Source organism: uncultured Sphingomonas sp. (assembly GCF_964237335.1).
Lineage (GTDB): Bacteria > Pseudomonadota > Alphaproteobacteria > Sphingomonadales > Sphingomonadaceae > Sphingomonas.
In genome coordinates, this window is the sequence record NZ_CAXSHM010000004.1 from 66,732 (window position 1) to 87,974 (window position 21,243).

24 protein-coding genes and 1 pseudogene are annotated in these 21,243 nt (G+C 66.9%); 17 read left to right on the top strand and 8 right to left on the bottom strand.

What is annotated here, in order from left to right; genetic code table 11:
* Nucleotides 1–47 precede the first annotated feature (47 nt).
* Both cas3 and ACFE65_RS03700 read left to right on the top strand, forming a co-directional pair.
* Nucleotides 48–2,594: a CRISPR-associated helicase Cas3' gene (cas3, locus tag ACFE65_RS03695; RefSeq protein ID WP_375380991.1), complete on the top strand. Its 2,547-nt coding sequence runs from the start codon at nt 48–50 to the stop codon at nt 2,592–2,594.
* A gap of 140 nt (nt 2,595–2,734) precedes the next feature.
* The gene (locus tag ACFE65_RS03700) at nt 2,735–2,905 is read left to right on the top strand and encodes a hypothetical protein (protein WP_375380992.1); all 171 of its coding nucleotides are present in this window, start codon (nt 2,735–2,737) and stop codon (nt 2,903–2,905) included.
* On the opposite strand, the gene ACFE65_RS03705 is transcribed toward ACFE65_RS03700, so the two are convergent.
* A complete protein-coding gene (locus tag ACFE65_RS03705) occupies nt 2,887–3,186 on the bottom strand; it encodes a hypothetical protein (RefSeq protein ID WP_375380993.1) in 300 nt (99 codons plus the stop codon). The genes ACFE65_RS03700 and ACFE65_RS03705 overlap by 19 nt on opposite strands.
* Before the next feature lie 349 nt (nt 3,187–3,535).
* Entirely contained in the window at nt 3,536–4,561 is a 1,026-nt protein-coding gene (locus ACFE65_RS03710; protein WP_375380994.1) for a hypothetical protein, read from the bottom strand.
* Between the two features lie 449 nt (nt 4,562–5,010).
* Here ACFE65_RS03710 and ACFE65_RS03715 point away from each other — a divergent pair, with 449 nt between their 5' ends.
* The gene (locus ACFE65_RS03715) at nt 5,011–6,882 is read left to right on the top strand and encodes a ribonucleoside-diphosphate reductase subunit alpha (RefSeq protein ID WP_375381079.1); all 1,872 of its coding nucleotides are present in this window, start codon (nt 5,011–5,013) and stop codon (nt 6,880–6,882) included.
* 120 nt (nt 6,883–7,002) lie between these two features.
* Entirely contained in the window at nt 7,003–7,332 is a 330-nt protein-coding gene (locus ACFE65_RS03720) for a hypothetical protein (protein WP_375380995.1), read from the top strand.
* A 71-nt stretch (nt 7,333–7,403) separates the two neighbouring features.
* Here ACFE65_RS03720 and ACFE65_RS03725 read toward each other — a convergent pair whose 3' ends face one another.
* A complete protein-coding gene (locus ACFE65_RS03725) occupies nt 7,404–7,652 on the bottom strand; it encodes a DUF2171 domain-containing protein (RefSeq protein ID WP_375380996.1) in 249 nt (82 codons plus the stop codon).
* 56 nt (nt 7,653–7,708) lie between these two features.
* Here ACFE65_RS03725 and ACFE65_RS03730 point away from each other — a divergent pair, with 56 nt between their 5' ends.
* The 6 genes from ACFE65_RS03730 to ACFE65_RS03755 all read left to right on the top strand — a co-directional run bounded on the left by ACFE65_RS03730 (nt 7,709) and on the right by ACFE65_RS03755 (nt 11,273).
* Nucleotides 7,709–7,936: a hypothetical protein gene (locus ACFE65_RS03730; RefSeq protein WP_375380997.1), complete on the top strand. Its 228-nt coding sequence runs from the start codon at nt 7,709–7,711 to the stop codon at nt 7,934–7,936.
* Complete coding sequence (locus ACFE65_RS03735) at nt 7,933–8,133, top strand: hypothetical protein (RefSeq protein ID WP_375380998.1); 201 nt, start codon at nt 7,933–7,935, stop codon at nt 8,131–8,133. The genes ACFE65_RS03730 and ACFE65_RS03735 overlap by 4 nt, the downstream gene beginning before the upstream one ends.
* 4 nt (nt 8,134–8,137) lie before the next feature.
* Entirely contained in the window at nt 8,138–9,190 is a 1,053-nt protein-coding gene (locus ACFE65_RS03740; protein WP_375380999.1) for a ribonucleotide-diphosphate reductase subunit beta, read from the top strand.
* Between the two features lie 5 nt (nt 9,191–9,195).
* Nucleotides 9,196–10,275 carry a DUF4062 domain-containing protein gene (locus ACFE65_RS03745; protein ID WP_375381000.1) on the top strand — a complete coding sequence of 360 codons (1,080 nt, stop codon included), beginning with the start codon at nt 9,196–9,198 and terminating at the stop codon, nt 10,273–10,275.
* A gap of 76 nt (nt 10,276–10,351) precedes the next feature.
* The gene (locus tag ACFE65_RS03750) at nt 10,352–10,942 is read left to right on the top strand and encodes a hypothetical protein (RefSeq protein WP_375381001.1); all 591 of its coding nucleotides are present in this window, start codon (nt 10,352–10,354) and stop codon (nt 10,940–10,942) included.
* A 118-nt stretch (nt 10,943–11,060) separates the two neighbouring features.
* Entirely contained in the window at nt 11,061–11,273 is a 213-nt protein-coding gene (locus tag ACFE65_RS03755; RefSeq protein ID WP_375381002.1) for a hypothetical protein, read from the top strand.
* Nucleotides 11,274–11,429: 156 nt separating this feature from the next.
* Here ACFE65_RS03755 and ACFE65_RS03760 read toward each other — a convergent pair whose 3' ends face one another.
* From ACFE65_RS03760 to ACFE65_RS03770, 3 genes are all read right to left on the bottom strand, one after another.
* The gene (locus ACFE65_RS03760) at nt 11,430–12,116 is read right to left on the bottom strand and encodes an outer membrane protein (protein WP_375381003.1); all 687 of its coding nucleotides are present in this window, start codon (nt 12,114–12,116) and stop codon (nt 11,430–11,432) included.
* A 248-nt stretch (nt 12,117–12,364) separates the two neighbouring features.
* Nucleotides 12,365–12,715, bottom strand: a complete 351-nt coding sequence (locus tag ACFE65_RS03765) for a DNA primase (protein ID WP_375381004.1) — start codon at nt 12,713–12,715, stop codon at nt 12,365–12,367.
* Between the two features lie 91 nt (nt 12,716–12,806).
* Entirely contained in the window at nt 12,807–14,036 is a 1,230-nt protein-coding gene (locus tag ACFE65_RS03770) for a Bcr/CflA family efflux MFS transporter (protein WP_375381005.1), read from the bottom strand.
* A 153-nt stretch (nt 14,037–14,189) separates the two neighbouring features.
* Here ACFE65_RS03770 and ACFE65_RS03775 point away from each other — a divergent pair, with 153 nt between their 5' ends.
* The gene (locus tag ACFE65_RS03775; RefSeq protein WP_375381006.1) at nt 14,190–15,143 is read left to right on the top strand and encodes an isopenicillin N synthase family dioxygenase; all 954 of its coding nucleotides are present in this window, start codon (nt 14,190–14,192) and stop codon (nt 15,141–15,143) included.
* Here ACFE65_RS03775 and ACFE65_RS03780 read toward each other — a convergent pair.
* Together ACFE65_RS03780 and ACFE65_RS03785 are read right to left on the bottom strand one after the other, a co-directional pair.
* Nucleotides 15,085–15,615 carry a hypothetical protein gene (locus ACFE65_RS03780; protein WP_375381007.1) on the bottom strand — a complete coding sequence of 177 codons (531 nt, stop codon included), beginning with the start codon at nt 15,613–15,615 and terminating at the stop codon, nt 15,085–15,087. The genes ACFE65_RS03775 and ACFE65_RS03780 overlap by 59 nt on opposite strands.
* An 84-nt stretch (nt 15,616–15,699) precedes the next feature.
* A complete protein-coding gene (locus ACFE65_RS03785; protein ID WP_375381008.1) occupies nt 15,700–16,530 on the bottom strand; it encodes an LD-carboxypeptidase in 831 nt (276 codons plus the stop codon).
* A 114-nt stretch (nt 16,531–16,644) separates the two neighbouring features.
* Between ACFE65_RS03785 and ACFE65_RS03790 the strand changes: the two genes are divergently transcribed.
* The 6 genes and pseudogenes from ACFE65_RS03790 (at nt 16,645) to ACFE65_RS03815 (ending at nt 21,232) form a co-directional block, all read left to right on the top strand.
* Nucleotides 16,645–18,045 (top strand): glutamate ligase domain-containing protein, encoded by a 1,401-nt coding sequence (locus ACFE65_RS03790; RefSeq protein ID WP_375381009.1) that lies wholly within the window; start codon nt 16,645–16,647, stop codon nt 18,043–18,045.
* A gap of 59 nt (nt 18,046–18,104) precedes the next feature.
* Complete coding sequence (locus ACFE65_RS03795; RefSeq protein WP_375381080.1) at nt 18,105–18,773, top strand: alpha/beta hydrolase; 669 nt, start codon at nt 18,105–18,107, stop codon at nt 18,771–18,773.
* Nucleotides 18,770–19,549, top strand: coding sequence for a tetratricopeptide repeat protein (locus tag ACFE65_RS03800; protein WP_375381010.1), 780 nt, complete (start codon nt 18,770–18,772; stop codon nt 19,547–19,549). The genes ACFE65_RS03795 and ACFE65_RS03800 overlap by 4 nt, the downstream gene beginning before the upstream one ends.
* A 25-nt stretch (nt 19,550–19,574) precedes the next feature.
* The gene (locus tag ACFE65_RS03805) at nt 19,575–20,021 is read left to right on the top strand and encodes a VOC family protein (protein ID WP_375381011.1); all 447 of its coding nucleotides are present in this window, start codon (nt 19,575–19,577) and stop codon (nt 20,019–20,021) included.
* Nucleotides 20,022–20,754: pseudogene (gloB, locus tag ACFE65_RS03810) on the top strand (hydroxyacylglutathione hydrolase).
* Between the two features lie 40 nt (nt 20,755–20,794).
* On the top strand, nt 20,795–21,232 hold the full coding sequence (locus tag ACFE65_RS03815; protein ID WP_375381012.1) for a hypothetical protein: 438 nt from the start codon (nt 20,795–20,797) through the stop codon (nt 21,230–21,232).
* The last annotated feature ends 11 nt before the right edge of the window (nt 21,233–21,243 follow it).

Genomic DNA, 21,243 nt, shown 5'->3' on the forward strand with positions numbered 1-21,243 from the left:
AAATGGCGAACCATTGTCCCGACAGTTCATCCGCAAGGGACAGTGCCATGCCACCATTCGCCGACGTGATCTGGGCCAAGCTAGACTACGACTCGGACAAGAACGTCATCGCCGCGCTGCCGCTCGTCGAGCATGCGTTCGACGTGGCGGCGGCGTTCGAGGCGCTGCTGGCCGGCGGCGGGTGGGACGCCGCGCTGACGGCGACCGCCGGCCGCGCGCTCACCGCGCAGGATTGGGTGCGCCTGATCGTGCTGGCGGCGTTGCATGACATCGGCAAGGTGAATTGGGGCTTCCAGGCACGGCTGCACCCGGGGACGCAGAAGATCGGGCATGAAGGCCAGGTCGCGGCGCTGCTGTACAACCTCCGGCTGCTGAAGACGCCGGCGTCTCAGGCACTTTGGGGAATGCTGAGGGACTGGGGCGCGACAAGCTACATCTCGGCGTTGATGGCGCATCACGGCCGCCCGCGCGAGGAGTTCGGGCCAGCGCCATTATCCGGCGGCCAGAACCTGACATGGGAGAAGCACGTCAACTATTGGCTGCCCGCCGCCGGCTACGACCCCGCTGCGGAAGCCCTGCGCCTGATCGAGCAGGTGCGCGCGCGCTATCCTGACGCCTGGGAGCCAGGCGACAAGCTCCCGGACGCTCGGAGGTTCGTCGCGCTGTTCGCGGGGCTGGTGACGCTCGCCGACTGGCTCGGCTCGGACACGAGGCGCTTTCCGGTCGAGGGGCCTTACGGCGCCGAGCGCGAGGCGTGGCGGCCGACGCAGGCGGCGGCGACGGTCGCCGCGCGAGGCCTTGTCCCGCTCGCGACACCGGCCACCAATTTCGCCACCGCCTTCCGCTTCGACCCGCGCGGCGTGCAGGTCGAGGCGGCGGCCGACGACATGGGTCCGGTCGCGCTGATCGAGGCGGAGACCGGGTCGGGAAAGACGGAGGCGGCGCTGTGGCGCTGGCTGGAACTGCGGCGGCTGGGCCAGGTCGACGGGCTCTACTTTGCGTTGCCCACTCGGACGGCGGCGGTGCAGCTTTTCGAACGGGTAAAACGGATGCTGAAAGACGTTTGGGGCGAGGACGCGCCTGAGGCGGTGCTGGCGGTGCCTGGTTACCTGCAGGCGGGCGATGCCACCGGGCAGATACTATCCGGCTATGACGTGCAGTGGGGCGACGGCAACGATCACGACAGCCGCTGGGCGGCCGAGCGCACCAACCGCTTCCTCGCCGCGCGCGTCGCGGTCGGCACGATCGACCAGGCGCTGCTGGGGGCGCTGCGCGTCAAGCACGCGCCGGTTCGCGCCGCCGCGCTCGCGCGCAGCCTGCTGGTGGTGGACGAGGTCCATGCGTCGGACGCCTATATGGCCCGGCTGCTCGAACAGTTGCTCGACAACCATGTCGCCGCCGGGGGCCGCGCGCTGCTGCTGTCGGCGACGCTGGGCGGCACGGCGCGGGCGCGGCTGCTGAAACATCCCCTGCCGACGCTGGCCGAGGCGGAGGCGCAGCCCTATCCCGCGCTGTCCGGCCACGCGCTGCGGCCGCGGCAGGCGTCGTCGGCGGGCACGCCCGAGAAGCGGGTGACGATCGAGACCGCCGGCATCATCGAGGACGCGGACGCGATCGCCGCGCGCGCGATCGCGGCGGCCCGCGCGGGCGCGTCGGTGCTGGTGATCCGCAACAGCGTGGGCGGCGCGGTCGCGGTCGCGCAGGCGGTCGAGGCGCTCGCCCCCGATCTCGCCTCCCGCGTGAACGGAGTGGCGACGCTGCACCACGGCCGGTTCGCGCCGTCCGATCGCCGGCTGCTCGACGAGGGCGTGGAGGCGGCGTTCGGCAAGGGCCGCACCGCCGCCGGTCGCGTGCTGGTCGGCACGCAGACTCTGGAGCAGTCGCTCGACATCGATGCGGACCTGCTCATCACCGATCTGGCCCCGATGGACGTGCTGCTCCAGCGGATCGGCCGCCTGCACCGCCACCCGCGCAAAGACCGTGGTGCGTTCGCGGAGGCGACGGTGGTTGTCCTGCGCCCGGCGGACCGTGACCTCGCGCGGTTGCTCGGCTCGGTGCCCGATCGTCACGGCCTCGGCCCGATGGCGGACGGCGCCGGCGTGTACCCGAACCTCCTCCAGATCGAGGCGACGCTGCGGCTGCTGGAGACCAATCCGGCGGTGACGATCCCGGCCGACAATCGCCGGCTGGTCGAACATGCGCTCCACCCTGACGTACTGGCGGCGCTTGCCGTGGAACTGGGCACTGCCTGGCGCAACCATGCCGCGAACCGCGCCGCGAGCGACTATGGCGACCGCCAGACCGGCGGGGCGGTGGGGCTCAACCTCGACACGCCGTTCCGCGAGCTGCACTTCCCACCGGAGCATGTCGCGACCCGGTTGGGCGAGCAGCAGTTGCTGGTCGACTTCGAGACGCCGCTCGCCGGCCCGTTCAAGGCGCCGGTGAAAAGAATCGCGATCCCGCACTGGATGGCGGGCGGTGTCGGTCCCGACGATCAGCCCCAACTCCTCGGCGGCGACGCGGAAGGCGAGCGATTCGCGCTGGGTCCGCGTCACTACGCCTATGGGCGATGGGGACTCGTCAAAGCCGTCTGACGCCGATCGCGCGTCGACGCCTGCGTTGACGGCGATGGTCCTGACCGTGTTCCACCGCGTTGCAACAACGATCATGGTTACTGTCCCACGGACCGCTACAAGGTGGTTGAAGGCCGATCGGATCGCGTTAGGTAGCGCTCATGACATTACGGACCGCCGACGACTGCAACTTCGACCTGCTTCGGCATCAGCTTTCGGATGCGCTTGTCCAGGCGGACCGGTGCGATCCGATGATCGCCATCCACGTCGAGACTGCGTTGGCCCTGCTGGACGAGCGTTACGGCCCGGCCGATCAGTCCAACGCCCGCTGAGCGACGAACATTGCCTCCAATGCGTCTGTCAGCGCCATATGGCCGTCGACGCTCAACGCCAGCATGTCTCCCCGCCGATCGACCAGGCCCAACTGCACGAGATAGGCGACCCAGCGCTCGGTGACGGCAGGAATGTGATTTCCGGGCAAGGTCAGCTCACTGACCGACAGATAACGCGCATCTTCCTCGGCCACATAGAGCGACAGCAGGATGTCGAGCGCGGACGAGCCGACGATCCCTTGAGGAAGATGTTGCGCGAGCGTCAGCGACGCGTTCAGCATCCGGTGCGCCAGCTTGGTCGTCGTCGTCGGCGCCGGCACACGAGGCCGCGCTCCCCGTGCGTATAACGTCTTGGTCATATGGCGCCTACCTGCCCTCTCTCCGTTGATTTTATTACATAATATTGATAACACTTATGTCATCATACTGCCAAGAGTTATTATAAGATTATATCGACTTGCCGGTGTGACGGTTTTCCGCTCGCTCGTCACCATCACGTCGCACTCTAAAGATTTGTCCCCCGGTTGCCGCTGACTTGGCCCTCCCTGTGCGTCTGGCGGCCATCGATCAGCATGAACGACGGCATGTCGCGTGCGGCGCCCGCCTGCCGCGTTCGTCGATGGCCGGGGGTCATCTCGCCGGCACGGCGCTCGATGGCATGGAGCCGGTCGCCGCGCTGGGTGCTGCACCGGATGGGGGCGACGCTGCGGCGATGCTACGCACCATCTGGCCCATCTTGGCCATCCCGCGCTCGGTCGCCGGGCCATGGTACAGCGCCTTGAGATAACCGGCGTCGAACCCGGTCAGCCCGCGGGGACGACCGGCGGGATCGCCGGGGGCGAACAGCCCCAGGATCGTGTCGTCGGGGTTGGCGGAATGATGTCCCGTTCCCGCCGGCCGCGTCGGCGCCAGCGTGCGCATCGCGGCATAATCTGCGATCTGGTTCACCGTCTTGCCGATCACCGCGTCGACATCGATCAGCAGGACACTCGCTGTCATGTCGAGCCGGGTCGCGGCCAGGATGATGGATGCGTCGCGCACCTGGATCTCGGGCACGTCCTGCATCATCGTACCGACCCGCTCGGTATCGGCGTCGCGGCTGCGGCGGCGCGTGACGGTCCAGGCGTGGACAGGCCCCGCGTCGGCGGCCATTTCGGCGATCTGGTGCGGCTCCATGTCACCGAAGATGTAGCTCTGGGTCCGGCGCAGCGCGCGCACCACCGCTTGGCCGTTCGGCACGACCATGACGATCACGTTGGGATGGCAGCCCGGCTTGTCGACGCCGATCGCCGCCGCCGCCGCATCGGCGCGGATGCGCGCCACGATCCGCGCGTCATAATCGAGCGGCATTCCCTCGCTCGACGGGCACACCATGTCGGGAAAGCGCGCCAGCGCCTCGCTCGCATCGGCGCTCTGCGTCACCGCATGGGTCAGATGCTCCACCATTTTCGCGGGCGGCAACCGGCGGGCGGTGACGACGACGGTGGAGGACGACGCCGGCGGCGCGGAGGACGCGGGTCGGGTGGGCACACTCTGCGCAGGCGCGGTGTCGGCCGGCGTGGACGGCACGGGCTGCACGAGGGCCGCCGACGCCGTCGTCGCGGCACAGACCGGGGCCAGGACGAAGGCCAGGGACAGGAGGAAAGAACGGCGCATCACGGCACGATACGCCGCGATCGCCGCCCCGGCCAGTGTCGCCCGGGGCCTTTCGATCTCAGCGTGGGCACGGCGGAAAATATTTGCGTTCCCGGCCCGTTCCCTTGCGTTTCGCAGGAGGCGCGGAAGTCCACGCGTCGCGGCGGGCGTTGCGTCGGTAGTCGCCGTTCCAGGACAAACCAGGCCCGGATCGGACTTGCATCGTCCTTCACCCTTCTACAATCTCTTGTGGCAACAAGCGGTGCGGGACCCAAGTTGTGGTGTCGGGCGTCTTACCTCTTGAGGTCTGGACGTCATCGACACCATGGGTCCCCGACAGCGACGGTCTCATTTTGTTCTCGCGTGGCGCGTGGCAACCTAATAGCATGACCAGGCTCGTCCGAGTCGAACGAACGGTGAATCAGGAGCGTGGCGCAATGGACTTTAGGAACGACATGAACGGCGACACGATGGAATGGACGAATCCGGGCGAGCAGGTCACGGATACTGCCCAGATCAAGGCCGCATCGCCCGCGGCTCCGACGCCGCGCGGGCCCTATCCGGTCGAGGTCGACCATGGCCGCGACGCGCTCCTCACTGACTTCGGCCGCGAGACGCTGAAGGACCGCTACCTGCTGCCGGGCGAGAGCTATCAGGATCTGTTCGTCCGTGTCGCCTCCGCTTATGCCGACGATGCCGCGCATGCGCAGCGATTGTACGACTATATCTCGCGGCTGTGGTTCATGCCCGCGACGCCGGTCCTGTCCAACGGCGGCACCGGGCGCGGCCTGCCGATCTCCTGCTATCTCAACTCCGTCCCCGACAGCCTGAACGGCATCGTCGACACCTGGAACGAGAACGTCTGGCTCGCCTCGCGCGGCGGCGGGATCGGCACCTATTGGGGCAACGTGCGCGGCATCGGCGAGCCGGTCGGCCTCAACGGCAAGACCAGCGGCATCATCCCGTTCGTGCGCGTGATGGACAGCCTGACGCTCGCGATCAGCCAGGGCTCGCTGCGGCGCGGCTCGGCCGCCTGCTACCTCGACATCAGCCACCCGGAGATCGAGGAGTTCCTGGAGATCCGCAAGCCCTCGGGCGACTTCAACCGCAAGGCGCTCAACCTCCACCACGGCGTTCTGCTGACCGACGCGTTCATGGAGGCGGTGCGCGATGGCGCAGAGTGGCAGCTGCTCAGTCCCAAGGACGGTGCGGTCCGCCAGACGCTCGACGCGCGCTCGCTGTTCCAGAAGCTGGTCGAGACGCGGCTCCAGACCGGCGAGCCGTATATCGTCTTCGCCGACCATGTGAACCGCGCGATGCCCAAGCATCACCGCGATCTGGGGCTGAAGGTGTCGACGTCGAATCTGTGCTCAGAGATCACGCTGCCGACCGGCCGCGACCACCTCGGCAACGACCGCACCGCCGTGTGCTGCCTGTCCTCGCTCAACCTCGAGACATGGGACGAGTGGAACGCCGACCCGCGCTTCATCGAGGACGTGATGCGCTTCCTCGACAACGTGCTGCAGGACTATATCGACCGGCATGAGCCCGGCATGGAGCGCGCAGCCTATTCCGCGGGCCGCGAGCGCTCCGTGGGGCTGGGCGTCATGGGCTTCCACTCGTTCCTCCAGGCGCGCAACATCCCGTTCGAGGGGGCGATGGCCAAGAGCTGGAACCTGCGCATGTTCCGCCACGTGTCGGCGCAGGCAGCGAGCGCATCAATGATGCTGGCGCACGAGCGCGGGCCTTGCCCCGACGCGCAGGACATGGGCGTGATGGAGCGGTTCTCGTGCAAGATGGCGATCGCGCCGACCGCGTCGATCAGCATCATCTGCGGCGGCACCAGCGCGTGCATCGAGCCGATCCCGGCCAACATCTACACGCACAAGACGCTGTCGGGCAGCTTCTCGATCAAGAACCCGTATCTCGAACGGCTGCTGATCGCGAAATCCAAGAACTCGGACGCGGTGTGGAGCACGATCCTGGAGCAGGGTGGCAGCGTCCAGCACCTCGACTTCCTCTCGGTCGAGGAAAAGGACGTGTACAAGACCAGTTTCGAGATCGATCAGCGCTGGATCCTGGAACTGGCGGGCGATCGTACGCCGTTCATCGACCAGGCGCAGTCCTTGAACCTGTTCATCCCCGCCGACGTCGAGAAATGGGACCTGCTGATGCTCCACTTCCGCGCGTGGGAGCTCGGCATCAAGTCGCTCTATTACCTCCGCTCGAAGAGCATCCAGCGCGCAGGCTTCGCGGGCGGTGTGGAGGCGGACAACACGATCGAAGTGCCGCAATACGTGTTCGAGACGACGGATTACGACGAGTGTCTGGCGTGTCAGTGAGGTGCGGGCGGCCTCGCTTTGCGTAAGCAAAGCGAGGACTCGCCACGTCGGGCAGCGGTGTCGGCATAGCCGACAGCGTCTGACGACGTGGCGGAACGAGGCAATCTGGATGGATAATCGATGAATGAGGATAAAGAAAAGAAATCGGGAAGTTGGCGCAAGAACCTAGCCATAATTTTTGGCACGCTTGTCTATATGCTTCCGTTATTCTGGCTTTGGCAAAAGACGGGCTATCCAGAAAGTCTCGGCTTTCGCATCACTGCGCGTGGCAAAGGCGGCCTGATCGAGAATTGGTGGTATTCGTACCGTTTGATCGAGCGGCATAACATTTGGGATGTTGTAGCGTTCGTATATATGTGGGCAGCCGTCGTCGGGATTGTTGCGTGGTTGGTGTGGGCCGTCGTCAATGGCCGCCGCGCCGCTGCACAAGAAAAGGGCGCCGCCGCGTGAACGACGTCGCCCTCACCCTCCCAGTCTTCGACTGGGCCCCTCCCTCTCCCGATGGGAGAGGGACTATGGTCTCACGCGTCCTCTTCGAGCGTCAGCGCGTTGGCGCCAGTCGCGCTCAGGCGGACCTTGCCGTCCTCGATCTCGGCGACCAGGCCGATCGAGATATAGTGGTGCTTGGCACCCTCGCCGTCCTCGGCCTGGGGGCTGTCGTTCTTGGTCAGCTTGATGCGGTCGCCCTGGACGTGGTCCACGGTGCCGACATGGGTGCCGTCGGCGCCGATGACTTCCGCGTGCTCCTGGATCTGGCTGATGTCGACCATGATGCTTCTCCGTTGATGGTTGCGGGGGTGGAACGCACGTTGTGGGCGTTGGTCGCATGAGCGCGTCCGGCGATCCGACGCTGCTCGACTGGTTCACCGCGCCGCGCATCATGGGGCTGGTCGCCGCCGTGCTGACGGTCGCGACGGTGCTGGTGTGGACGCGGCCGGTGCGCAGCGACGGCGCGGTCTATGCGCGCCGCATCGCCGGCACGATGCTGGGCGCGGGCGCGGTGGTGCTGGCGATGTTCGCGTGGAACATGGCCGGCTGGGGGTCGGGGCGGTGAACGGTTTCTTGTTCGGCGCCGCCCTAGTGCTCCTCGCTGCCAGTGCCATGCTCTGGTTCAATCCCGAACGAGCGTTGCGTAACCTGCGCGTCGATTTCACCGGTTCTTTTCAGCCATCGCCTTGGTATCGTGTCGGCAGCATCCTCCTGCTGCTGATGGCTATTTCACTTATTCTGACCTCTTTATTTTCGGAGTAATCCCATGTCCCTCACCGAAGCCCGGAAGCAGTATAAGCCGTTCGAATACCCCTGGGCGTTCGAGTTCTGGAAGCGTCAGCAGCAGCTTCACTGGCTGCCCGAGGAGGTGCCGCTCGGCGAGGATTGCCGCGACTGGGTGCAGAAGCTCTCCGATCATGAACGCAACCTGCTGACGCAGATCTTCCGCTTCTTCACCCAGGCGGACGTCGAGGTGCAGGACTGCTACCACGAGAAATACGGCCGCGTGTTCAAGCCGACCGAGATCAAGATGATGCTGACCGCGTTCAGCAACATGGAGACGGTGCACATCGCCGCCTACAGCCATCTGCTCGACACGATCGGCATGCCCGAGAGCGAATACGGCGCCTTCCTCGAATATGCCGAGCTGAAGGACAAGCATGACTATATGCAGAACTTCGGCGTCGACACCGACGAGGATATCGCGCGCACGCTCGCGATGTTCGGCGGCTTCACCGAGGGCGTGCAGTTGTTCGCCAGCTTCGCGATGCTGATGAACTTCCCGCGCTTCAACAAGATGAAGGGCATGGGCCAGATCGTCACCTGGTCGATCCGCGACGAGACGCTGCATTGCGAGGGCATCATCAAGATGTTCCACACGTTCGTCCACGAGCGCCAGTGCCTGACCAAGGCGGTGAAGGACGATATCGCCGACGTGTGCCAGACGACGATCCGGCTGGAGGATAATTTCATCGATCTCGCGTTCGAGATGGGCCCGGTCAACGGCATGACGCCCAAGGAGATCAAGAAGTACATTCGCTACATCGCCGACTGGCGGCTGGGGCAATTGGGCCTGAAACCCGTCTACATGATCGACGAGCACCCCCTGCCCTGGCTCGCGCCGATGCTGAACGGCATCGAGCACGCCAATTTCTTCGAGGCCCGCGCGACCGAATACTCGAAAGCGGCAACCCGCGGCCAGTGGAACGACGTCTGGTCGAGCTTCGACTCGCGCCAGAAGGCCAAACTGCCGCGCGTGGCGAACGAGGAAGACGCGGGCGAGGACATGTTCGCGGCGGCCGGGATCGCGGCGGAGTAGAATAAGTGACGAGCAATGATGTCAGATTTCAAGTGTTCCTATCATCAACCTACGATGATTTAAGACTTGAGCGGCAGCAAGCCACGCAAGCGATTCTTGAAATGAGTCATATGCCAGCTGGTATGGAGCTGTTTCCTGCCTCTGATTTATCTCAGTGGGAACTAATAAAAACAGTTATAAACGAGAGTGATTATTACGTGGTAATCGTTGCCGGACGGTATGGAAGTATTCATCCCGAAACTGGACTAAGCTTCACCGAGATGGAGTATGACTACGCAGCAAGTCGAGGAGTCCCGATAATTGGATTTCTGCGTAAAGATGTTGGCAAGATAGTTGTTAAGTTTACTGACTCGGATCCCGCTGCTAAGATTAAGCTGGAAATATTTCGTAATAAAGTTACAAGTAAAATATGTAGGTTTTTTGATGAGCCGACTGAACTTGGCATGCTTGTAATGAAAAGTCTCATGAATGAGGTTCGTACGAATCCGCGTACAGGATGGGTCAAGGCTGACCAGGCTCGGAACAAAGAGGACTTAGATCGAGAGCAGACTCTGATTACAACTTTAAAGTCTAAAGAACGGTCTATAAAAAGACTTGAAAGAAAGCTTAGAGACATTTCAGTCCCACTAAAAGGAATAAACATAGAAGATTTGTCTCAAGGGAATGATAACGCTGGCTTAAGCGCGATTTATACTGACCCAAACAAGAGGGTCACATCTATACGACTTGACATAACTTGGGATGAGGCATTTGCTGTCATAGCGCCTAGTATGTATGGCTACATACTTCGTCGAGGCCCGCCGGCATATAATAAACTAATTGGCCAATACTCTTTTGAGTATGGCTTAATTGAGTACATCCGTTCGAAGATCATAGATCTTTGCGGCAATAGGCAAATATCTATACTTCCGCATCAAATCGACTCTATGCTAATTCAGTTTAAGCAGCTCGGATTAGTTGATATAACGGAAAAGACAGAAGAGGATGATGGAGAGAACTTTAGAGGATACTCTTTGACATTGGCTGGAGAAGAGCACCTTACGCTACTTAAAGTCAGCACCAGATTAAAACTCTCGACGCATTGAAGTGACTGCAATCCCGCTGTCCTACACGCCCCGCCTCGTATAACTGGTCCGGCTCCTCTCACCCAAGGAGCCACCCATGGCCAGTCAGCCTGCCACCCATCCCATCGACGCGGATCCCACCGACACCGATCCCGTCCAGCTCGACGCCTATCGCCCGGTTCCCCAGCGTCGCGTGCGGCATGATGGGTGGACTGCCGAGCGGCAGCGGACGTTCCTCACCGTGCTTGCGGAGACGGGCTGTATTTCGGAAGCTTGCGGCAAGGCTGGAGTGTCGTCGCGGTCCGCCTATCGCCTGCGCCAGCGTGCCGACGCGGTCGATTTCGCGCGCGGCTGGGACCAGGCGCTGCGGCTCGCGACGTTGCGCCTTACCACCATCGCGTTCGAGCGCGCGGTGCGCGGCACGGTCCGCGAGTTCTGGCGCAACGACGAGCTCGTCGCGACGACGCGCACGCCGTCGGACAAGTTGCTGACCTTCCTGCTCGGCCACCTGCTGCCCCGCAACGACGCGCCCAGCCGACTGGACGCGTTCGACAAGACGCTGGATACCATCCGCGCCGACTTCCCGGCCGCGCTTGACAGGCTGACCGATCATCCCGTCGACATGGTCGAGACAGAAAGCCGGGACTTCTTCCCGAACGCGCCCGGCGACCCGCGCGAGGACTGGTGAGCGTGCCGCGCGCGCGTACGCGAAGAGGGTGTGACTTTAGCGACTTTAGCCGCCATCCGACGAGGCGTTAACCGTGTCCGGAAACCTGCCCTCAACCCGGGGCGGGTGACGATCATCCATGGTCCCGTCCCGCATCTTCCGCAGCCGCTGGTCGGCGTTGTTCTGGGCCGGCGGCATCCTGTGGACCGCCTACGACGTGGCGAGCGGGCAGCCGCAGGAGGCGGCGGGCAACGCGCAGGCCGGGTCGGACACGGCGGCGGCCGGGGTCGATGCAACCGGCGAGCCGGTGAACGCACGCGATCTGGCGGCGCTGGCGAACGTGATGCAGTGAGGCGCGGGGCGATGAGGCGCGGGGCGATGAGGGACAAGGAACATCCTCACCCTCACCCTTTCGGCGCTTCGCGCCTCCCTACCTATCCATCCGGGAGAGGGAAACGCACAAGGGGCGCCGCTCACGCGACGCCCCCCGTGGTCCGATCGGAACCGATCAGAAGTGGGCGACGATGCCCGCCATCGGGCGCCAGCTGTGCGCCGCGCCGAAGGTGCTCACCTCGCCGCGGAACCGCAGCCCCGACCGGCCGGTGATGCCGCCAAGACCGATGTCCTTGGGACCGACCTCGAAGCCGATGCCATATTCCCAGTCCTTGTACGTCGGCGCGCTGTTGAACGTGCTGTTGGGGATCGAATTGAAGTTGACCCACTCATAGCCGACCTTGCCGTAGATCAGGCCACTGTCGCCCGCCCGGAAACCGGCACGACCCGCACCGCCATATTCCCACTTGATGTTGCCGCCGACGCCCTTGGCGACATTGCCCTCGGCACCGACGAACAAAACGCCCAGCGGGATGTTGAAGCCGACGATGCCCTGCGCCAGTGCGCTGTTCAGATCGCGCCGCTTGGTGCCGTTCGCGTTGAGGTTCTCCGGGATCTTGCGGTTCAGCTGGTTATCGAACTGTTCCCAGCCGCCCATGACGCCAAAATAGGGCTCGAAGCCGAAGGCCTTGCTGCCGTCGGGCGCGCTGGTGGACGGGGTCGGGTCGCCCGATGCGGTCGCGGTGTTGGTCGTGTCGGACGGGGCCGGCGCAGCGCTCATGGGAGCGGACGCATCCTGCGCCATGGCGGGGGCGGCGGCGATGATCGCCGCGGTCGCGGCGGCGAGGAGGAGGGTACGCATGGATCGAAAACCTTCTTGTTCTGCCCGGGCCCGGTGGCCGCATGCTCGCCGGGGTGTCGGGACTGGCTCAACCGTCGATGGGGACGTCGGTGCCACGGTTCAGACCCACGACGGCTGCTTTCGTGAAAGTGTTGCAGCGCGGCAACGGTTTATTGCTCAATGATGAACGAAAATAACAGCCGTGCTTGGCGCGTGGGCGCCAGTGGGACGGACGACGCGCGATCCGGACCGGCGTCGCCCATCGAGGATCAGGCTTTGGTCGCGACGTCGTCCCGATCGTCGAGGTCGTCGCCCTTGGCCAGCGTGTTGCCGTCAAAATCATCCTGCGCGTCGTCCTCGTCCATGTCCTCCTCGGACTGGGTGGCGTCGTCGTCCTCCTCGCCGGTCTCGCCGTCGGTCATGCTTTCCTCGTCGTCGTCGGGATCCTCGTCGTCGTCGGTGTCCGCGCCCAGGTCGGGATCGAGGTCGGTCAGGATCGTGCCGTCGGACGGCCCGTCGCGGGTCGCCTCCAGGATTTCGGCGCGCTGCTCCTCGTCATAGCCTTCGTCGTCATAGCCGTCGTCGCCGGGGCCACGGTTGGATACCTGGTTGCCACCCATGATCTTGCTCCTCGTCGGCCCGGACTTGGGCCTTCTCCGCCGCGAACGGCGCGGGGTGCAAACCGGTTCCGATCGACGACAGTCCGGGGGATCAGCCGGGGTGGAACAGCCGTCCACGCTCCGTCACCGCGACGACGGCCAGCGCGAACACGCCGGCGAGCAGGAAGCCCAGATGCACCGGCACCGTCGTGCCTGCATAGGATTGTCCGATCAGCGCACCCAGCATCGCGCCGCCGGTGACGGTGACGAAGCCCTGCACGCTCGACGCGGTGCCCGCGATCGCGCCCATGTCCGCCATCGCCAGCGCCGAGAAGTTCGCGTTGGCGAGCGCGAAACAGCCGAGCGCCACCGCCTGGAGCACGACGAAGCCGCCCAGCGTCTCATGCCCGGTCAGCGCCGCGCCCAGCGCGATCGCCGCACCGACGATCATCGTCACCAGCGCCGCCTGCGACAGGACGCGCGAGCCGACCCGCAGCACGAAACGCGAGTTGAGCAGGTTCGCCGCCGCCATCGCGCCCGCCGTGCCCGCGAACACGAGGTTGAGGAGCGGCGCGGCGTGGAAGGTGTCCGACACGATCGGCTGCACCGTCGTGACATAGCCGAAGATCGAGCCCTGCATCGCGGTCGCGGCGATCAGATAGCCGAGCGACCAGCGGTTCGCGAGCGTCTGGCGCATGCCCAGCCAGGTGCGCGCGATCGAGAAGGGCAAGCGGTCGGTGCGCGCCAGCGTCTCGGGCAGGCGGCGCCAGTACCAGGCCATCACCACCAGAGTCAGCGCGGCGATGACACCGAAGATCAGCCGCCACGATCCGAAGACCAACACGCCCTGCCCGAGCGTCGGCGCGAGCACGGGCGCGATCATGAACACCATCGAGGCAAGGCTCATCACCCGCGCCATCGGCCGGCCCGAATAGCAGTCGCGCACCGTTGCGACGGTGACGACGCGGGTCGCCGCGACCGCGACGGCGCCCGCGAAGCGTGCGACGAGGAGGACGACGAAACCGGTCGATGCGGCCGCGGCCAGCCCGGCGGCGGCATAGACGCCGAGCGCGGCGAGCATCACCGGCCGCCGTCCCACATGGTCCGACAGCGGCCCGTGGATCAACTGGCCGACGCCGAGGCCGAAGAGATAGACCGAGATCACGAACTGCGGCGCGTTGGCGCCGCGCGCGTGCAGCTCGGCCCCGATCGTGGGCAGCGCCGGCAGCATCGCATCGACGCCGAGCGCGCCCAGCGCCATCAGCGCGGCGACGAGCGCGACGAACTCGCCCATCGCGATCGGCGCGCTCTGATCGGCGGGGTGCGGGGGAGGAGATTGCATCATCGCGTGCCGCCATGCTGCATCGGGGCGCGCCGGTCACCCCCAGGCCGGCCACCCGGCATCGGCGGCGGGGCGGCGGGGGGTTGCCCGACCGCGATCAGCGCCTATCCTGGAGACATCCCGGCGCCCGGCGCCGCAACGGACACGCCCGCCATGCTCGACACGCCAGCCGCCCAGGTACCGACCCTCAGCCTATCCGACCAGGCGAGCGATCCCGACGGCTTCGCCCGGGCCTTCGGCGGATCGTTCCAGCGGTTCGGCTTCGCGATCGTCGCGGACCATGGCATCCCGCCGGCACTGATCGACCGCGCATGGGCCGAGACGGCGGCGCTGTTCGCGCTGCCCGACGAGGAGAAGCGCGGCTATCACCGCCCCGGCGGCGGCGGTGCGCGCGGCTATACCCCGTTCAAGACCGAGATCGCCAAGGGCGCGAGCGTCGTCGACCTCAAGGAATTCTGGCACGTCGGCCGCGAGCTGCCGACCGGGCATCGCTTCGCGACCGCGATGGCGCCCAACATCTGGCCGGACCGGCCCGAGGGGTTCCGCGACACCTTCGTGGAGCTGTTCGCTGCGTTCGACACGGCGGGCGACAAGCTGCTGTCGGCGATCGCGCGCTATCTGAAGCTGGCGCCGGACTGGTTCGATCGCGCCGTCGCGGACGGCAATTCGGTGCTGCGCCTGCTCCACTACCCGCCGATCCCCGCCGATGCCGAAGGCGTGCGGGCCGGCGCGCATGAGGACATCAACCTCATCACGCTGCTGCTCGGCGCCGAGGAGGCAGGGCTCGAACTCCTCGACCGTGACGGCCGCTGGCTGTCGATCAAGCCGCCGGAAGGCGCGCTGGTGGTGAACGTCGGCGACATGCTGCAGCGGCTGACCAACCATGTGCTACCGTCGACCACGCATCGCGTCGTCAACCCGCCGCCCGAGCGGCGCAGCCGCTCACGCTATTCGATGCCGTTCTTCCTGCATCCCGCGCCCGATTTCCTGATCGAGACGCTGCCCGGCTGCGTGACCACGGCCAATCCCGACCGATATCCGACGCCGATCACCGCGCATGACTATCTGCATGAGCGGCTGGTCGAGATCGGCCTGGTGAAGAGTTAGAGCGGCCTGACGCGAGGGCGGGCGCGTCGAGCCATGCCGGCTTGCGCGTCCAGCATGGTCCCGTAAGCAATGCCGCCGCCTCGCGTTGCTCGCGCGCGATGTGGCGGCGCATCCCCTCGATCATGGCGCGCGTGGCCGCGCGATATTCGGGCCAGGCGGCCGCCACGTCCCGCCGACTCCAGCGGGCAACATAGGCAGTGAAGTGACTGCCCGCCGCGATGCACTCGGCTCGCATCCGCCGCGCCACCGCTGCCTGATCCTTGTCGCCGTGCAGGATCGCGGGATCGAAGATCTCGGTGTGCTTGAACAGCTGGTATTCGCGCAGCATCCGCGCCAACGACCACCGTGCCTTGGCGATGGGGAGACAGGCGTCCGTCGCGTCGAGCGCCGCCAGCGCCATCGACTGCTCGATCTGCACGAGCAGACGGCTTTCATAGCCGCGTAGGCGGATCAGGACATCGACCGGCGTCATGGGACGGATGTGGACGGCGAGGATTAACGGAAACTGTCGAAACCATTGCGGCATCGATTGTGCCTGAGAACCGAGCTTCCGGGTTCAGGCGACGCCGAACGGCACGACGTGGTTGGTCACGACATGCCCGATCTCGGCCCGGCCGAGGTAGGGAACCCTCATCTCCCCGCACCAGCGCGGCAGCATCGTCTCCAGCGGCTCGGCCCAGGGGGGGTCGTTCCCCTGGATGTCGCTGACCGCGCCCAGCCGGACGCCGGCGATGCCCTGAAGCTGGGTCGCGTGCGCGATCTGGAACAGCTCGCGGTCGAACCGGTACATCGGTTCCGACACCTCCTCGATCAGCAGCACATGATCGGCGAGGTCGGGCAGCCACGGTGTGCCGACCAGCGCCTGCAGGATGGCGAGATTGAACGCCGCCGCCGGCGCGCTGCCGAGGCCGGGCTCCAGTCCGCGCCTGCCGCCGGTCAGCCAGTCGAGCGCGCGCGCCACCGTCGCGTCGCCGCCGCCGCCGTCGGCTCCCTTGGCGCGGTTGATGTCGATCGGCATCGGCCCGTGCGCGACCCGGCCGATGCCCTGGGTATAAAGCGCCGACAGCAGGAAACCCATGTCGGAATAGCCGATGTATCGCTTGGCGCGCGCGGCTGGGCCGAGCCTGTGCATCGCCTGCGCCAGGATGCGGTTGGAGCCATAGCCGCCGCGTGCGAACCAGATGGCGTCGACGGCGGGATCGTTGGCGACCTCGACGAAGACCGCCGCCCGCCGCGCGTCGGGGCCGGCGAAATGACCCTCGCTCTCGAAACACTGCGGGTGGATGACGAGGTCGACCGACGGGAAGGCGATCGCGGCGAACGCGGCGACGCGCGCGGCGACGACCGGTTCGATCGGGCGAGCGGGGGCGATCACGGCGATGCGCATCGTGGTGGTGTGCGGCACTCGGCCCCTACCCGCAAGCGCCGCAGTGCGCCGCAGTGCGCCGGGCGCACAAGCAGTCCGGTTGCCTTGTTGGAACCAAGCGGGGATAGCGCGCGCATGGACGATTACTTCCTCGTCGGCATCGGCGGATCGGGCATGATGCCGCTGGCGACCATCCTGCACGCGCGCGGCGCGCGGGTGGCAGGGTCCGATCGCGGGCTCGACGCCGGCCGGCTGCCCGCCAAGTTCGACGCGCTCGCCGCCGCGGGCATCGCGCTGTTCCCGCAGGACGGCAGCGGCATCGTGTCGCGCGACCAGGCCGTGGTCGCCTCCGCCGCGGTGGAGGAGGACGTTCCCGACATGGTCCGCGCGCGCGCGCTGGGCTGCACCGTGCTGCGCCGGCCCGAGCTAAACGCGCGCCTGTTCAACGCCGCGCGGCTGCCGATCGGCATCGCGGGCACGTCGGGCAAGTCCACCGTCACCGGCATGATCGGCTGGATCCTGCACGCCACCGGTCGCGACCCGACGGTGATGAACGGCGCGGTGATGCGCGACTTCCAGAACGAGCAGGGCGGCTATGCGAGCGCAATCGTTGGGACCGGCGACGCCTTCGTCAGCGAAGTCGACGAGAGCGACGGCTCGATCGCGCTGTACCGTCCTCGCATCGCGGTGCTGACCAACGTCAGCCTCGATCACAAGCCGATGGCGGAGCTGAAGACGCTGTTCGGCGGCTTCATCACCGCGGCCGGCACGGCGGTGGTCAACCTCGACAACGCGGACGGCGCGGCGCTGGCGATGACGTTGCCGCCCCCGCGCCGGATCGGTTTCGCGCTGGAGCGGGACGCGGACCTGTCCGCCCGCGCGATCGTGCTGGCGCCGACCGGCAGCCGCTTCGTCGCGGAGCATGGCGGCGAGCGCGTGGCCGTGGACCTGCGCGTGCCGGGCCGCCACAACGTCGCCAACGCGCTCGCCGCGCTGGGCGCGACGCTCGCCGCCGGCGTGCCGCTGGCCGCCGCTGCGGCGGCGCTGGCGGGTTTCACAGGCCTCAAGCGGCGGATGGAGCTGATCGGCAAGGCGGCCGGGATCACCGTCATCGACGATTTCGGGCACAATCCCGACAAGATCGCCGCGACGCTCGACGCGCTGCACGCGTTTCCGGGCCGGCTGCTGATCCTGTTCCAGCCGCACGGCTATGGCCCGCTGCGCCTGATGCAGCGCGAGCTGGTCGCCTGCTTCGCTGAGCGGCTCGCCCCCGGCGACGTGCTGGCGCTGCCCGATCCGGTCTATCAAGGCGGCACCGTCGACCGCTCGGTGGGCAGCGAGGCGATCGTCGCCCCGCTCGCCGCCGCCGGCCACGCCGCGAGCCACATCCCCGACCGCGCCGCCGCCGCCGCGCATCTGGTGGCGGAAGCGCGAGCGGGCGACCGCATACTGGTGATGGGGGCGCGCGACGACACGCTGGGGCTGCTGGCGGCGGAGATGCTGGCGCGGGTCGCCGACCGGGAGGACGACCGGTGAGCGGCGTGCCCCGGCCAGCGCTCGCCTATCACCTGACCGAGGGCACCGGGCCGACGATCATGTTCCTGCCCGGCTATGCTTCCGACATGACGGGCACCAAGGCGGTGACGCTGGAGCGATGGGCGCGAGCCACCGGCCGGCGGTTCCTGCGCTTCGACTATGGCGGCTGCGGCGCGAGCGAAGGCGCGTTCGAGGATCAGCGGTTCGCCGATTGGCTCGACGACGTGCTGGCGATGATCGACCTTGCCGGTGAGAAGACCGGCCGCCCGGTGGTGTTGGTCGGCTCGTCGCTCGGCGGCTGGCTGATGCTCCATGCGGCGCTGCGTCGACCCGGCCAGGTGATCGGCCTCGTCGGGGTAGCGGCGGCGCCCGACTTCACCGACTGGGGCTTCACGATGGAGGAGAAGATGACGATTCTCCAGCAGGGCCGATTGGCCAAGCCCAGCCGCTACGGGCCCGAGCCGACCGTCACCACCCGGGCCTTCTGGCAGTCGGGCGAGGCGCACCGGCTGATGGGCGGCCCGATCGGCATCGCCGCGCCGGTACGGCTGCTCCAGGGCCTGTCGGACGACGAGGTGCCGTGGGTGCGCGCCGGGCGGCTCGCCGAACTGATCGGTTCAGCCGACGTGCAGGCGTGGCTGGTCAAGGGAGGCGATCACCGCCTGTCGCGCGAGGCCGACCTCGCGCTGCTGGTCCGCGCGGTGGAGGAAGTGATCCCCGCCGCATGATCGACCTGATCCTCCTCCTGCTCGCCGGTCAGGTCGCCGCGGCGCCCGCCAGCCAGACTCGGTACGAGGCGTGCGTCAACCGCGCCGAGGATGATCCGGTGGTCGGCGAGCGCGAGGCCACGCGCTGGCGGATCGAGGGCGGCGGTTATTTCGCGCGCCAGTGCGAGGGAATTGCGATCGCCAACCAGCACCGCTGGCCAAGTGCGGCCGCCGCATTCGAGGAGGCCGCCCATGCGGCCGAGCTGTCCCACGACCGCCGATCCGCCGCTTACTGGTCGCAGGCTGGCAACGCGTGGCTGGCGGCGGGGGAGCCGGGCAAGGCGCGGGCGGCGCTCGACGCGGCACTGGCGTCGGGCGAGCTCGACGGGCTGGCGCTCGGCGAGGCGCGGCTCGATCGGGCCCGGGCGCTGGTCGCGGCCGGTGACCTGACGGAAGCGCGGACGGACCTCGACGCCGCGCTGGTGTCCGCGAAGGCGGACCCGCTCGCCTGGCTCCTGTCGGCGACGCTCGCCCGCCGCGCCGGCGACCTGTCCCGCGCGCAGCACGACATCATCGAGGCGCTGGCCCGCGCGCCCGACGACGCGTCCGTCGAGCTGGAACGTGGCAATATCGCGGCGGCGCGCGGCGACGTGCCCGAGGCGGAGGCCGGCTGGCGCGAGGCGATGAAGGTCCAACCCGCGAGCCCGGCGGCCGTTAACGCGGCGGTCGCGCTCACCCAGTTCGAGAGCACGCCGACTAGCACCGGGACGGGCACCAGGAAGATCGACGGGCGTTGACGCGCCGATACGAGACGGAGATCCCATGCGCTATCTGCACACCATGATCCGGGTCACCGATCCCGACGCGACGATCCGCTTCTTCGACCTGCTGGGGCTAAAGGAGGTCCGCCGGATGGAGAACGACAAGGGTCGCTTCACGCTGATCTTCCTCTCGACCCCCGAGGACCAGGCGATCGGTGATCGACGCGTCGAGGTGGAGCTGACGTACAACTGGCCGCCGGAAGGTGGCGAGGGTGAGGCCTATGCCGCCGGCCGCAACTTCGGCCATCTCGCCTATCGGGTCGAGAACATCTACGACACCTGCCGCCGGCTGATGGATGCTGGCGTCACGATCAACCGGCCGCCGCGCGACGGGCACATGGCGTTCGTGAAGACGCCGGACGGCATCTCGATCGAGCTGCTGCAAGCGGATGGCCCGCTGGAACCGGCCGAGCCCTGGGCGTCGATGCCCAACACGGGGAGCTGGTAGGTGGCCGGCCTGGAAGTCGTCCGCGTGCCGGTGCTGGCGGACAATTACGTCTGGCTGGTGCACGATCCGGTATCGAACGAGACGGTCGTCGTCGATCCGGGCGAGGCGCAGCCGGTGCTGGACACCGCCGCAGCGCGCGGGGCGCGTCACGCAGATCTGGAACACGCATTGGCATGCCGACCACACCGGCGGCAATGCCGAGGTGAAGGCGGAGACCGGTGCCGCCATCACCGGGCCGGCGGCGGAGGCGGCCAAGATCGCCGGGCTCGATGCGACCGTCGCCGACGGCGACACCCTGCGGATCGGCGAGCATATCGCGCGGGTGATCGCGACGCCCGGCCACACTGCGGGCCATGTGTCGTTCCACTTTCCCGACAACGGACTGGCCTTCACCGGGGACACGCTGTTCGCGATGGGTTGCGGCCGGCTGTTCGAAGGGACGCCGGCGGACATGTTCGCCTCACTCGCCCGCTTCGCCGACCTGCCCGACGAGACGATCATCCATTGCGGGCACGAGTACACGCAATCGAACGGACGCTATGCGCTGGTCGCGGAGCCGGACAATCCCGCGATCCACTCGCGGATGAACGACGTCGACCGGCTGCGCGCGCTCGGCGAGCCGACCGTGCCGACCACCATGGCCCTTGAACGCGCGACGAATCCGTTCCTGCGCGCGCAATCGGTGGAACAACTTGCCGCCCGGCGCGCGGCCAAGGATTCCTTTCGGGGTTAGCCGCGTTGAGCATGGCATAGTTCTATCGAGGATCAGACCCATGCTCCGCCTACCCCTGCTTCCGCCCACATTCGCCGCCAGTGCCCTCCTTGCCGCCAGTGCCCTCCTCGCCGGTTGTGCCCAGACTGCCGCCGGGCGGGCGCAGGCTCAGGCCGCCGAGGCAACGACGCAGCAGAAGCTCGCCGCGCGGCTGGCGGGACTTACGCCCGGCAAGCCCACCGACTGCATCCGCGAGTTCCCCACCGCCCATTCGACAGCCTATGGATCGCGGATCGTGTTCGAGGTCACCCGCAACGAGCTCTACGTCAACGAGACGACCGGCGGATGCGAGAGCATGGAGCGCGGCGACTATCTCGTCACCGTCTCAAACGAAGGGCGGCTCTGCCGTGGCGACATCGGCCGCACCTTCGAGCCGCAGGCCCATATCTCCACCGGCAGCTGCGCCCTCGGCTCGTTCACGCCCTACACCGGCCGCTGATCGGTCCAGCC

Bases quoted from the DNA above. Each gene is read 5' to 3' on its own strand.
- cas3 (WP_375380991.1), top strand. From the start codon at position 48: ATGCCACCATTCGCCGACGTGATCTGGGCCAAGCTAGACTACGACTCG.
- ACFE65_RS03700 (WP_375380992.1), top strand. From the start codon at position 2,735: ATGACATTACGGACCGCCGACGACTGCAACTTCGACCTGCTTCGGCAT.
- ACFE65_RS03705 (WP_375380993.1), bottom strand. From the start codon at position 3,186: ATGCTGAACGCGTCGCTGACGCTCGCGCAACATCTTCCTCAAGGGATC.
- ACFE65_RS03710 (WP_375380994.1), bottom strand. From the start codon at position 4,561: ATGCGCCGTTCTTTCCTCCTGTCCCTGGCCTTCGTCCTGGCCCCGGTC.
- ACFE65_RS03715 (WP_375381079.1), top strand. From the start codon at position 5,011: ATGGAATGGACGAATCCGGGCGAGCAGGTCACGGATACTGCCCAGATC.
- ACFE65_RS03720 (WP_375380995.1), top strand. From the start codon at position 7,003: ATGAATGAGGATAAAGAAAAGAAATCGGGAAGTTGGCGCAAGAACCTA.
- ACFE65_RS03725 (WP_375380996.1), bottom strand. From the start codon at position 7,652: ATGGTCGACATCAGCCAGATCCAGGAGCACGCGGAAGTCATCGGCGCC.
- ACFE65_RS03730 (WP_375380997.1), top strand. From the start codon at position 7,709: ATGAGCGCGTCCGGCGATCCGACGCTGCTCGACTGGTTCACCGCGCCG.
- ACFE65_RS03740 (WP_375380999.1), top strand. From the start codon at position 8,138: ATGTCCCTCACCGAAGCCCGGAAGCAGTATAAGCCGTTCGAATACCCC.
- ACFE65_RS03750 (WP_375381001.1), top strand. From the start codon at position 10,352: ATGGCCAGTCAGCCTGCCACCCATCCCATCGACGCGGATCCCACCGAC.
- ACFE65_RS03755 (WP_375381002.1), top strand. From the start codon at position 11,061: ATGGTCCCGTCCCGCATCTTCCGCAGCCGCTGGTCGGCGTTGTTCTGG.
- ACFE65_RS03760 (WP_375381003.1), bottom strand. From the start codon at position 12,116: ATGCGTACCCTCCTCCTCGCCGCCGCGACCGCGGCGATCATCGCCGCC.
- ACFE65_RS03765 (WP_375381004.1), bottom strand. From the start codon at position 12,715: ATGGGTGGCAACCAGGTATCCAACCGTGGCCCCGGCGACGACGGCTAT.
- ACFE65_RS03770 (WP_375381005.1), bottom strand. From the start codon at position 14,036: ATGCAATCTCCTCCCCCGCACCCCGCCGATCAGAGCGCGCCGATCGCG.
- ACFE65_RS03775 (WP_375381006.1), top strand. From the start codon at position 14,190: ATGCTCGACACGCCAGCCGCCCAGGTACCGACCCTCAGCCTATCCGAC.
- ACFE65_RS03780 (WP_375381007.1), bottom strand. From the start codon at position 15,615: ATGACGCCGGTCGATGTCCTGATCCGCCTACGCGGCTATGAAAGCCGT.
- ACFE65_RS03785 (WP_375381008.1), bottom strand. From the start codon at position 16,530: ATGCGCATCGCCGTGATCGCCCCCGCTCGCCCGATCGAACCGGTCGTC.
- ACFE65_RS03790 (WP_375381009.1), top strand. From the start codon at position 16,645: ATGGACGATTACTTCCTCGTCGGCATCGGCGGATCGGGCATGATGCCG.
- ACFE65_RS03795 (WP_375381080.1), top strand. From the start codon at position 18,105: ATGTTCCTGCCCGGCTATGCTTCCGACATGACGGGCACCAAGGCGGTG.
- ACFE65_RS03800 (WP_375381010.1), top strand. From the start codon at position 18,770: ATGATCGACCTGATCCTCCTCCTGCTCGCCGGTCAGGTCGCCGCGGCG.
- ACFE65_RS03805 (WP_375381011.1), top strand. From the start codon at position 19,575: ATGCGCTATCTGCACACCATGATCCGGGTCACCGATCCCGACGCGACG.
- ACFE65_RS03815 (WP_375381012.1), top strand. From the start codon at position 20,795: ATGCTCCGCCTACCCCTGCTTCCGCCCACATTCGCCGCCAGTGCCCTC.